Source organism: Aureivirga sp. CE67, assembly GCF_015767245.1.
In the GTDB taxonomy this organism is placed as follows: domain Bacteria; phylum Bacteroidota; class Bacteroidia; order Flavobacteriales; family Flavobacteriaceae; genus Aureivirga.
Genome location: NZ_JADOTV010000008.1, coordinates 79736 through 93125, shown reverse-complemented (window position 1 = coordinate 93125; position 13390 = coordinate 79736). Strand labels below are relative to the sequence as shown.

General features: G+C 29.5%; 5 protein-coding genes. 3 read left to right on the top strand and 2 right to left on the bottom strand.

Features of this window, described 5'->3' with window-relative positions; genetic code table 11:
- Positions 1-4: 4 nt before the first annotated feature.
- Positions 5-2086: a carboxy terminal-processing peptidase gene (locus I0K12_RS11310; protein WP_196888121.1), complete on the bottom strand. Its 2082-nt coding sequence runs from the start codon at positions 2084-2086 to the stop codon at positions 5-7.
- Between the two features lie 135 nt (positions 2087-2221).
- Here I0K12_RS11310 and I0K12_RS11305 point away from each other — a divergent pair, with 135 nt between their 5' ends.
- Positions 2222-2632 carry a 6-pyruvoyl trahydropterin synthase family protein gene (locus I0K12_RS11305; RefSeq protein WP_196888119.1) on the top strand — a complete coding sequence of 137 codons (411 nt, stop codon included), beginning with the start codon at positions 2222-2224 and terminating at the stop codon, positions 2630-2632.
- 23 nt (positions 2633-2655) lie between these two features.
- Positions 2656-3198, top strand: coding sequence for an acyl-CoA thioesterase (locus I0K12_RS11300; protein WP_196888116.1), 543 nt, complete (start codon positions 2656-2658; stop codon positions 3196-3198).
- 68 nt (positions 3199-3266) lie between these two features.
- Here I0K12_RS11300 and I0K12_RS11295 read toward each other — a convergent pair whose 3' ends face one another.
- Entirely contained in the window at positions 3267-11534 is an 8268-nt protein-coding gene (locus I0K12_RS11295) for a T9SS type B sorting domain-containing protein (protein WP_196888114.1), read from the bottom strand.
- Positions 11535-12007: 473 nt separating this feature from the next.
- Between I0K12_RS11295 and I0K12_RS11290 the strand changes: the two genes are divergently transcribed.
- Positions 12008-13369 carry a hypothetical protein gene (locus I0K12_RS11290; RefSeq protein WP_196888112.1) on the top strand — a complete coding sequence of 454 codons (1362 nt, stop codon included), beginning with the start codon at positions 12008-12010 and terminating at the stop codon, positions 13367-13369.
- Positions 13370-13390: the final 21 nt, after the last annotated feature.

Genomic DNA, 13390 nt, shown 5'->3' with positions numbered 1-13390 from the left:
TCTTTTATTTTGCTGCGATTTTGTTTTGATACGAAAGAAAATCATTCATGATATTATAACATTCTTCGATATAAATATCATGATTTAGTTTTTTGATATTATACTCAATTTTTACAATTTCACTTTGTGGTCTACTTGATTTTACTCCAGAATACTTTGGTGAATAAGAGTTTTGCGTATATTTTTTCAAAACATTGATTTTATCATACACATTTAATTTTACACGATAATCATTTTTAAATTTATTAAAGTTCAGATTATATGTATTTTGGTTTGTATACTGGTCATATTCTGGAATAATTTGTTCTATTAATTTAAAATTATTCGAATCATGTACTCGCCTTTTACTCAATAAAACCAAATGACTCATCGGAAAATTATATTTCTTTTTGAAGTAAGTTTTTTTATAAATCACATCGTTTACTAAAGCATTTGGTGCTTTACTTTCAGAATGTGCTGTATTTTGAAAATACATCGGAAGAGAGATATCTGGAGAAATCCCTTTTTTCTGAAAAGATTTTCCGTTAATTCTATAAAATTTCTCAACTGTAACTTTTACAAAATCATTTCCATCCGTTTCTTTTATTGGTAAAATAACTTGCATTGTACCTTTTCCGTAAGTTCTATTCCCTACAATAATTGCTCGATTATGATCTCTAAGTGCTGCGGCTAAAAACTCTGATGCCGAAGCGGTATAATTATTTACCAAAACAACAATTGGTTTATTAAAATAAGATCCAACAGAAACATCTTTCATGATTTGAACTTCACCTTTTTTGGTTTTAGTAATTCCGATAGGACCAATATTTGTAAATAAACTCACGATTTTACTGGCTTCTCGCATAGAACCACCACCGTTGAAACGTAAATCAATAATAAGTCCATCGATGTTATTATGTTTTAATCTTTTCAATTCTTTTTTGAAATCATAAGCAATTCCACTTTTTTTGTTCCCTTTACTTTGCGAATAAAAATTTGAAAAAGAAATGTAACCAACTTTCGGACTTAAATTGTTTTCTAAAACATAACTGTATAATCTATTCTCTTCGGTTTTTTCTAAAACTTTTGTAAGAGAAACGGAGATTTGTTCTTTATTTTTTTTCTGAACAATAATATTTAAATTTTGATTTTTATTTGAATCAATAATGTTCTCAATTCTTCCAGCATCAGGACATTGAATATCAATAATATCATCTGAATTGTTCCACTTTAAAGAAATAATTTTATCTCCCTTTTCTAAAGCAGAATTTCTTGCATTGCTATAATTTTTTATTTTTTGAATAATCAATTCATTATTATCATTTACTTTCAAATCCAAACCAAAAGTCTTTTTTTCTGAAGATAATTCTCCCTCAAAAGTTTCTTTTTCAGAGAAAGAAAAATAAGTTGAATTTGGATCAAACATATTGGTAATTGCCGTATAATAAATGTTTTCAACATAAGCATCCATACCGTTTGAAGGATTCATCAATCCATTGAAATAACAAATAATATTTGAATGCATTGTTTCCTGAACCATTTTCGCAATTTCTTCTTCGTAATTTAAATTTTCTAAGTCTGAAATATCATCTGTATTCATTTTAAAATAATTGACAAGCAAGCGATATTTCAAAAGACGATTCCATTTTTTCTTTAAAGCATCCATGTCTTTTGCATAAAGAACTTTTTCGTCTGTAGAAAAAGTATAAGTTTCTCCATTGTTTAATTTAAGGTCTGAAGCAAATATTTCATGAACCATTTTTTCTGTTTCTAAAACGTTTTTTTGGTAAATTGCCTTTACTTTATCAAGGAAAATACAAGAATTTTCTTTAATTTCATTATCCAATAAAGATTCGTATTTATAAAGTTCATCTACATCTTTTTGTGTGAAAATTAATCCATCAGAATCTAAATCTCTCAAGAAATTAGAAATTAGAGTTTTGGAGAAGTTATCATCAATATTTTTCTCTTTAAAATGAAAGTGATTAATCTGATCTACAATTTTTTTGGGTAGTTCACACGAGGGTAATTCTTCTTTTTTATCAAAGGAAAAAAGACCAACAGAAATATATAACAATAGGTATAAAATATGTAGATTCGCTTTCATAATTTCGGAGTTTTAAATGGAATTATTAAATTACAATTTTGTTTGTTAAGGATTTTGTAATTAAGAATTTAGGATGTTGTAATTAATTGTTAAAATATTGATTATCAGTTAATTTGATATAAAAATGTTAAAAAAATGAAAGTAACAGTACATAGAAAAGCTCATTTTAATGCCGCACATCGATTGCATAATCAAAATTGGAGCCAAGAAAGAAATACTGAAATATTTGGTCTTTGTAATAATCCAAACTATCACGGTCATAACTACGAATTGATTGTAAGTGTAAAAGGTGAAATTGATCCTTTGACTGGTTATGTGATTGATATGAAGATTTTAAAAGATATTATTTATGAGGAAGTGGAACAGCCTTTTGATCATAAAAATTTGAATTTAGACGTTCCAGAATTCAAAGATTTAAATCCAACTGCAGAGAATATTGTTGTTGTTATTTGGGATAAAATCAAAAAAAGATTGGATGCAAAATTTGACCTAGAAGTAACACTTTATGAAACTCCTAGAAATTTTGTAACCTATGATGGAAATTAAAATAAAAGATTAAAAAGATATAAATGAGCTTAAAAACGCCAAAAGATACCGCAATTGAAATTTCAGAATTGATGTTACCATCTTATTCAAATTTCAGTGGGAAAATTCACGGAGGATATATTTTAAATTTAATGGATCAAATTGCATTTGCTTGTGCTTCTAAATATTCTGGAAAATATTGTGTGACAGCATCTGTAAATACGGTTGATTTTTTAAATCCGATTGAAGTAGGAGAGTTGGTAACTCTTAAAGCTATGGTAAATTATGTAGGAAATACTTCAATGGTTGTAGGAATTCGTGTAGAATCAGAAAATATCCAAACAGGAATTGTAAAACACTGTAATTCATCTTATTTCTTAATGGTAGCAAAAGATGAAAATGGACATACAGCAAAAGTTCCGCCTATCAAATTAGAATCTAAAGAAGATGTTCGTAGATTTTTAAGAGCAGCACATAGGCTAGATGCAAAAAGAAAGCGTAAAATCGAGTTTTCAAAAGACGAAAAATTACCTGAAAATTATAAAGTTGCTTTAGAGCATTTTAATTGTGTGGTAGAAGAAAAATAATTCTTAATTTATTTAATATAAAAAATCCCAACTCGAGAGTTGGGATTTTCTTTTTGATGAAAACTTTATTATCGTCTAATTAAACTAAAGTGACCTTTCTTTGTATATCTTCTTGTGTTTGGAGTATCATCAACTGAACTACCTACAACTTTTACAATATCTAAAGTGAACCAATAATCTGATGAAGGAAGAGGATGTCCATTTTGTGTTAATCCATTCCAACCATTTTTAGGATCAAGTTTTGTAATTACTTTTCCATAACGATCATAAATATAGATTTCTACACTCACATAATCTCCACTTTCTAATCCTAAAATTTTCCACTCATCATGAATTCCATCATTATTTGGAGTGAAATATTTAGGGAAATCAATTACACCAAATGGAACAGAAGTAACTTCACATCCGCCATCCAATACATTTCGAATCATTAAAATATAATCACCACCAGGGACATCTGTAAATACTGGAGCAGTTTGCCAAGTTTGTCCTCCGTCAATTGAGAATTCATAATTTCCAAGATTTAATCCAGTTGTATTTACAGCAACTGTATTACTTCCAAATCCTTCTACATAACCTGAAACAGTAATATCTCTTTCTGTAAGATTTGCGATGTAAGAACCAATAACTTCAATAGTTTGAATTTCACTTTCACAATTATTTTCTCCAGTTTGGCTAATTGCTTTTACCGTATAAGTTCCTTCTTCTGTTATAGTAATTGACTCCTCTGTTTCTGCTAAAATAGTTCCATTATGTGTCCATTCATAAATATAATCTCCTTCTGCATTATAAACACTAATAATACTTTCAATTTGTGGGCTATCAGCAGTTACGATTTCTTTTAAACAAATGATTTCTTCAGCATTTGATTCGAAAACTGGAATTTCTTCCACTTCGATTTCAAAAGAGGTAACTACAGTACAACCTGTCAGATTATCTTCTACACTTGCCCAAATAGTTGTTGCAGTACTTTCGTAATTTGAAGCGTCAGTGATAGCTCCTTCTTCATTTTCAGCATCTATTTGACTTGTATAATAAGTTATCGAAACATCTCCAGGAGAAGTTGCGATATTTACATTTGAAAAATCGAAAGTTGCAACACCATCAAATCCACATTCAATATAATTAGAAATAGAAGCTTCAATTTCTGGATAACTTCCAACTTTTACTGTCAGCATAAGAACCGCAACACAACCTGTTTCTGTATTTTCAATTCGAACATATAAAACAGTTCCTGTAGAAGTAATATCGATAGGATTTACAATGAAATTTTGAGAATTAGCTTCTGCTTCCGTTTCTGAATAATAATATTTTACATCCATAGAAGAAGCATCTTCTAAAATTGAATCTGTCATATCATTCACATCAATAGTCATTGCTCCATCTCCGTCATCTTCACAGAAGTAATAAGTACTGTCTGTTAATTCTACAAATTCAGGAAGAGGATTCACAATGATTTCTAAAGGAATTGTCACAAAACACTTTTCTTCTGTATAATCATTTATAGCTTTTACATAAATTGTTTTAGAATTAGTAGCATAAGCTATTAAATCTGCATCGTCAATTAGTATTGTTAATTCTTCATCTTCATAATATTCTAGAACGATTCCAGCTGGATTTTGTCCATCTAAAATTTCTGCTTCTTTATCTTTTAAATTCACAATAATTACTCCATCCGTATCATCATCACAAGCCTCAAGTGGCGTAGGGTTCATCTCAACTTTAGGAAGTGGTTCTACTATTAGGGTTAAAGTAGAAATTGCATAACATCCTGTAGTTTGATTTTCAACACGAACATAAAGCTCTTGTGCGTCAATTATTGTATTTGAGAAATTTGTAAAATCTAAAATATCTTCAACATCATTTTCTGCATTATAAAGATTCGTGTGATAAGTTACAATTGTTCCTAATTGCCCAGCTAAATAATGAGTATCTTTTTGTGTTAAGTCAAAAGAAACATATCCATCATAATCATCATCACAAGTTCTTAAAGGATTACTTGCATCTCCAATATTTGGTATATTTTCTATAATTAATTCAAAACTAGTAATGATAAAACATTCTGCTCCATTTTCTACACGAACCCAAATAGTTTGTTGGTTTGCAACTGTGTTTAAGAATGGAGAATCAATATCAATTGGATATTCTTTGTCTTCTGCATTTTGTTCTGATAAATACATAGAGATTTCTAAATCAGGTTGCGAAGCTAAAATCCCATCTCTTACTGTGTCTAAGTAGAAAATTGCAAAACCATTATTAGTATCATCTTCACAAAGAACGTAATCTTCAATTGGATCAATTTCTGGAATTTCGTCAACTTCTAACTCTAATGGTTGTACAATATAACAACCTGTATCTTCATTTGTTACATTAATCCAAATTGTAGATGCTACAGAATAATATGGGCTAACAAGTTCGATTTGACCAGAATTTGCATTTTCTTCTGTAATATGATAAGAAATAGTGTATTCTCCAAATGGATCTAAAATTTCTGTAGCTTTATTTAAATCGAAGAAAGCATGCCCATCATAATCATCATCACAAGCTTCTAATTTGATTAATTCTTCTACAGCTGGAAGCGGATTCACGATTAAGTCTAAAATTACATAAGAATTACAACCTGTTTCCGAATTAGAAACAACTGCATAAACAGCTTGACTTCCAGCAGTGATATTTGTATAAGGAACAAGTTTGTTGATTACAGGCCCGTCGATAGCATTTTCATGATACACAACTTCACCAGTTGCCCCATTTAAGATTTCAAAATCCTTTTCATAAAGTAAGAAATTCTGATAAAAACCATTTGTATCATCTCCATCCACATCATCATCACAAGCTTCCAATGGAGTAGGTTGCGTTAAAATTGGATTTTCATTTACAATCAACTCTAATGGAACCACTTTTGCACAATTTGTATTAGGATATTCTGCTCTTACCCAAATTGTTTGTGGGTTTGTATCATTTACAAAAGCTGTAGGATTTAATATATATCCAACTCCTTGTGTAGTATTTGTAACATCTCCAGAAAGAGCAGCATCTTCTGTGAAATAATATTCAAAAGAAATACCTGTTTCCGCTACAATTTCTCCTTCACGTATAGTAAGGTCGAAAGTTGTAAATCCATCTGCATTATCGTCATCACAAAGCTCAATAGCTTCTGGAATAATTGCTGTTGGCGTTGGGTTTACGATTAATTCTAAAGGAACAATATCCGTACAACCTGTAATCACATTTTTAACTAAAACATAAATTACTTGATTGTTAATATCAACATTTGGATATGCTTCAGGATTACCAATTGAATTTTGATAAACTTCATCTTCAGCATCATCTAGTTCTTCAAAATAAGTTACTTCAACATCTCCAAGAGCATAAGTGATTTCTGTTTCTTTCAGAGTAAGATTAAATATTGTAAACCCGTCATTATTCGAATCACAAGCTTCTAAAGGTGTTGGAATGTTCGTTTCTGGAGATTCTAAAATTAAAACATCCATTGTTGAAACATCGTAACAATGTGTGATATTATTTTCTAAACGAACCCAAACTGAGAAACTATTTGGTGTTGCATTATTAATATAAGGCGAAGTAATATCATTATCTCCATTAATAGCATCTGTTTCTGTAAAGTGATATGAAACTATAATTTCAGGAGTAGATTCATTATAAAAATGATCTGCATCTGTAAGCATTACAGTTGTAATTCCATCGTTAATTTCATCCTCACACACTTCTAAAAGTTGAATATCTGTTGGAAACTCAGGTTGAGGTAAAACTTCAATATTAAAAGGTGTAACAGCTCCACAACCAGTGATATCATTTTTCAATACAGCATAAATTGTTTGCACAGGAGTTATTGTATTTTCAAAATTATCTGGTGTAGAAATGTAAGCAAAAGAACTTGTATTTCCGTTTACCATATCAGCCACAGCAACATTTGCTTCATTTAAATCCGTGAAATAAGATATGCTAATATCAAATTGGTTGTTTAAAATTTCTGAAGTTGTTTGAGCATTTGTCAAATCAAAAGGAATAATTCCATCACCATCATCACATAATTGGATTGTATTTACATCATAAGTTATAGGTTTTGGGTGAACAATTACATAAAAACTTGTCAATGCAAAACAATCATTTAATCCATAAAAAGCTTTTACCCAAACTTGATGTACATTTTGTGTTGCATTTTGATAGTTTACAATATTTGGAGCAATGATTTGATCTTGGCCTAAAATTGCATCGTTTTCATTATTATAATATTCAATAGTTATCTGATCAGGATTTGCTGTTGGAGCTAAAATCTCTGTTTCTTTAATTGATAAATTGAATAATGTAAATCCATCATAGTCTTCATCACATAATTCGTAATCTGCAATACTCATATTTAAAATTGGTGCAGAAATTACTTCTAAATGTATTTCTGTAACTGTAGAACAATTGGTGCCAATATCTGCTACTTCTGCAAAAATTACTTTCGTTGGTGAATTATAATTTACAATATCAATAATTGGATTACTAAACGTTTCCGTAGTTGGATCATAATTTTCAAAATAATCAATACTTAAATCTGTATTTCCTTGTGTAATAGTTTCTTTAAATTCTTCTAGATCAAAAATAGAATTATTATCAATTGGTAAATCATCACAAATTTTGAACTCATAATTTGGGTCTACAACAGGAAAAGGAGTAACTTCTAAATCAAATGAGCCAACATTTACACAATTATTTTGTGGATTAGTTAATACATAATGTATTGTTGAAGTTCCACTTTGATAAGAATTAAAGTTAGTGATAATTGCATCATCCAATCCATTTGCAGATTCTTGTGTTTGGTGATAAACGATTGTATACAATCCAGCATCTGTAAGAGTATCTTCAAAAAGAGTAAAGTCCCAAATTAAAAGACCATCAAGATCATCATCACAAACAGAATTTGTTGGGATAGCTGTGATGACAGGAGTTTGCTCAACAATAATATCAAAAGATAGTTCTAAAGGACAAGGACTAAATTGCTGCGAAACTTTTAAGTAGATAGTTTGTTGGTTTGCAATTGTATTTTGATAATTTTCAGGATTTGAAATAATTGAACCAGAATTATAATCAGCGTCTGTGAAATATTCAAATTCAAAAACATCAGGATTATTTAAATAAGTATTATTTGCTAAGATTTCATCTTTTTTTGCAGTCAAATCAAATTCTTCAATTCCATCAAAATTAGTTCCTACATCATTCGTGTCACAAGTTAAAATGTCTGCAATGTCTGTATTTACAATTTCTTCAAAAACTTCAATAGTAAATGGAACCACTGAGATACATTCAAAATCATCATCAAAATCAACTTGATCATTATTGTCATCATTTACAGCAACTCGAATCCAGATTGTTTCTTGAGAAAAAGCAGCATTATTGGTATAGTTTCCACTAATTTCAAATTTATCGTTATAAGCTCCATCTTCTGAGGCGTGGAAAGAAATATCATAAAGATCTGGATCTAAACTAGAGTGTAAACCATTTAACAAATTTTGCGTAATTGTATTTTCTAAATCAAAAGTTCCAAATCCTGAATTATTACAAATTCCTTGATTTGTAACACCAGAAAATACAGCTTTACTATAGATATATAAATTGTACAAAAACTCACCAACCTGATCTCCATCTTCATTCAATACTTCTAATTTATAAACTCCAGAATCTGTAGCTGTAATAGAACTTGTATTTGCTCCTGTTATTTCGGTAAATGTATATGTATCAGTTGGTGTATCATGAGGTTTGGAATACCAAATGTAAGTTAGATTATCAATTCCAACATAATATCCTTCTGGAAGTTCTAGTTCTTGAGAAAGATCGTCTAAATCACTAACCGTGAAAAAATATGTATCAATTAAATTTCCGTTGATATCATAAACTTCAGCTTTATAATCTCCTTCTGTATCAGCTATAAATTCGTGCGTAATTTCTCCTGTAATTTCTATAAAATTTCCATTATCATCTTGAAACCATTTGATATTTACACCATCCATACCTTCATAAGGATCTGTAGAGAAACTCAATAATTCTAGGTTTTCTTCACAAAGAGCAATAGTTTGCTCAGCTTCACATTGTGAACTACCTCCTCCTTTGATTTGAGAAACATTTGTCCAAGCATCCGGATTTTGAGCATAATTTGTTACCATTAAATGATAAAACATATATTCTTCACCATAAAAACTAAAAGTTTCAATAGCAGAAGCAGAGTAGCTACATTCCACGACATTTAAAGTTTCACAACCACCAGGAGCTTGATAATGTGTAAATGGTCCCCATAAAATAAAATCAACATCTTCAGGAGTTCCAGTCTGATCTGCATTTTGGTATTGTGTAATTTCAATTTCAATCATCCCTGGTTCATCTATTTCGATTGTATAGAATGAAGGCATTGGTTGTGACCATAGACAATCATAATCAACATTTGGAGGAACTGAAATTGTTGCATCATTTTGAAATAATAAAGGAGAATCTAAACATAATGGTTGAGGTGATACAAAATCTTGCATCTCATCAGGAATTGGGGTAATTGTGTTTGTGAATTCTACAACTTGATAACAATCAGAGATTATATTTCGAACTCTTAAATAAACAGTTTGTCCATCAGAAATTAATTGATATTTTCCTGGTACACCAAGATTATTTAAGTCATTTGCTTCATCAATAGTATAATGAAAAGTATATTCGTAGCTAGTATTTGAATCACCGAAAATTAAAGAAGTTTCTTCTCTGATGAATCTATTTAAATCAACTAAAGTTACGCCATCTACAGTACTATCATCACAAGTTGCTAAAGAATCTCCAAATGTAAAAGGTTCAAATTCTTGGAAAACAACTTTAATTTCAATTATTTTTTCACAACCAGTAGAAGTGTTTTTAGTCTTGGCATAATATGTTTTAAAATTATCAGGATCCGGATCAAAATCTCCTACAAAATATTCTAAAGTTCCATTTGTCAAGGCATTTGTTTCATTTTCAGCATCATTAAAAGTATCATAAAAAGTATGTTGGAAGATACTAGAACTTAGAATTTCATTGATTTCTTCTTCAAGATCTAATTCATAATGATCTGTTCCTCCGTTAAATTCTGGAAAATCATTCTCACAGATATATAATTCTAAATCGTCGATAAGAGGTTTTGGAGCAGAATTTAAAATAATTTCAATAAAAGACTCACAACCATTATCTGTATTTGTAGCTTTAACATAAACTAAAAATTGATTAGATGTATTGAAATTAGATTCTGGAAAATTAGACGGATTTAAAATTTCTGTAGTATAAGTGTTGTCGATATAATAATTAAAAATAATATTTGTAGTATTATTTACGATTGTTTCATTTATTTCAGTAATGTCAACTTCATAATTACTAGTTCCATTTTCAAAACAAACCAAAAGTTCATCACCATTATTCACTTCAAAAACTGGAGCAGGAAGAATATTTAGATTGAACTCTTTTTGTAAAACAACACTTCCATCTGCAACAAGTTTTACTTCCACATACACAATTTGTGTGTTAGGAGTAGTTGTTGTGAAATTTGTTGGATCAATTATTTGCGTAGAGTAAGTATTGTCAGAAAAATAAGTAAACGTATAATCAGAGAGAGTGGAGTTTAAAAGTAATAAAGGTTCAATTTCTGTTAAATCAAAGTCTCCAAACTCGGTTTCAGAACAAGTTTCTAAAGTTATTGGATCATTCAGAAGATGAATAATTGAAAAACTAGTTTTAGAAATACAACCTGAAGAATTTGCTGTGACTTTTGCCCAAACTTTACTATAATATGAAACATTAGAAAAATCTAAATCCGTAATTTCATTAGAATTGTTATCAAGATCATTTTCAGTTAAATAATATTGAATAGTTTCAGTTGCATTAATTAGGGTTGATAAATTAGAAGGAAGATTGTAGATATTTCCTGTCAAATCAGCATTTGTAATTTCAACTATTTGTAAATCATTGAATGTTGGAAAGGCATCTACAGTAAGATTAAATTGATCTGTTGTGAAAGTTCCAGCTAAATTATCAAATATTTTTACATAAATAATTTCTGAATTAGAAGATGGAGTATAATTAGAAGTGTTTGGAATCACTATCGAATTATTCAAATCATTCATACTTGTATGATATGTAACTGTAATATTTGCGTTTCCACCAGAATAAGCAGCGTCATTTTGGTTTAAGTTGAAAACAGCAGTTGTGAAATCATCATTACAAGTTTGTAGGTCATTGTTAAAAGTTGTGTAATTGCTTAAATTATTGGAGAAACCAATAAAAGAAAACAAGGAAAGTAGGATTAAAACATATTTTTTTTTCATAAAGCATTGGATGTTATACGTTTATTTGTTTTAAAGATATATATTATAACCGTTTTTTATGCTTTCTTTTTTTATGAATTTCTTGTTTTTTATAAAACACAAGTAGTTTTTTTGTAAAATCAGAGCTTATTTTTATAAATATTAGATTAGTATTATTCTTTTAACATTAGTATTTATAAGGGTTGAAGCTAATAAATAGAATCTATTTTGTAAAGATATGTTTTTGAAGGGGTTTTGTTTTATAAATTGAATCTGCTTTATAGGAATACTTTATTTTCTCAATGTTTTTTTAGTTGTAGCAATGAATTTTACAAAATAATAAAACAATTTTAATGCTAATATTTTTATGTCGAATAACATGAGTTTTAAACTAAATGTTAAATAGTATAAAAATTGTTAAAAAATAATTTGCTGATAAATTCTTCATTCAAAATTGGTTAACTTTAGGTAAATCGAAAAAAAACGACCATAAGATGATGAAAAAAAAAATTTATTTGATGATGATTGCTGTGATGGTTTTTACAACTTCGTGTAATGATGACGATGATTTTAATCCTAGGCCATTACCACCAACACCAACACCAATAGGATATGTAGGATTTTTATATACTTCCAATAGTGCTCCTGAAGGAAATGGGGTAATTTGTATGGGAAGATATGCAAATGGAGCAGTAGAAGAATTAACAGGATCTCCAATAGGAACTGGAGGAAAAGGAGCTGCAGACTACGGAATGATTGATTCTCAAAATGGAATGAAAATTATTGGAGATTATCTTTTAGTGGTAAATACAGGAGATAATCCAATTAATGGTTCTATTTCTGTTTTTAAAATGAATAATAATACTGGTGAGTTAATGAGAATTGACCAAGATCCAACAACGACTGAAGTTGATAATATTGATTCTCAAGGAATTCACCCTGTAAGTATAGCATATACTAGTCGTGGAAATGATATTTGGGTAGTTGTTGCAAATCAACATTCAAGTCCTTTATATATTGAAGGACAAGAAGTAAACTTTCCAATTCAAAATTCAGATTTAAGAAACATAGCGATGTTTAAGTTTGATATTGATACAGGAGTTTTATCTTTTGATAATATTGCTGTAACATACAATTCAGGAGATTATGGTGGGCCAGCTTGTGTTACCTTTAATACTGCTGAAACTAAGGTTGCTGTAACAACATGGGGAGTTCCAGATTTATTATCAGATACTGTAGATCCTACGAGATTACAACCTTCAAGAGTTTATTTCTATGATTTTGCTGATGGATTGCTTACAAATGAAATGTATAACGAAACTTCAGGAGTTGCAGGTGCTGTTGGAACAGCTTGGGCACCAAACGATAGATATGTTTACATCACAAGTATGAATTTAACAAGTAATCAATTAAGTAAAGGTTTAAGAACGATTGATAGCACAACAGGATTGGAAATTGAAAGTATCATGACTGGAAATGGAGGTGATTATGTTGGTTGGGCTATTTGTAGTAATGATTATTCTAAAGTTTTTACTTCTAGTTTTAAAAATAATACCGTGAGTGTATTTAACATTGCAACAGATAATACTTTGTACAAATCTTTAGATCCAAACTATTTTTTCAGAAGAGGAGAGGAAGCATTAGATAATAAAGACTTATTTGAATCACAAGATGGTTTCTTATATGTTTCAGGAGCTTATTCTGGATTAGATATTGGAGGTTACTATATAAATGCTGATGGAAGTTTGGTTGAAATTAGTAATTCACCATATAATGTTCCTTCTGCTAACGGAGTTACACCGACACAACAAACTTTTGTAGGTTTAGTAGGGGTGCAAAAGCCTTTAAAAAAATAAAATAATAATACATAATTTCAG

What these genes read in the sequence shown, in the direction of transcription:
- I0K12_RS11310 (WP_196888121.1), bottom strand. Translation starts at nt 2,086, where the DNA reads ATGAAAGCGAATCTACATATTTTATACCTATTGTTATATATTTCTGTT.
- I0K12_RS11305 (WP_196888119.1), top strand. Translation starts at nt 2,222, where the DNA reads ATGAAAGTAACAGTACATAGAAAAGCTCATTTTAATGCCGCACATCGA.
- I0K12_RS11300 (WP_196888116.1), top strand. Translation starts at nt 2,656, where the DNA reads ATGAGCTTAAAAACGCCAAAAGATACCGCAATTGAAATTTCAGAATTG.
- I0K12_RS11295 (WP_196888114.1), bottom strand. Translation starts at nt 11,534, where the DNA reads ATGAAAAAAAAATATGTTTTAATCCTACTTTCCTTGTTTTCTTTTATT.
- I0K12_RS11290 (WP_196888112.1), top strand. Translation starts at nt 12,008, where the DNA reads ATGATGAAAAAAAAAATTTATTTGATGATGATTGCTGTGATGGTTTTT.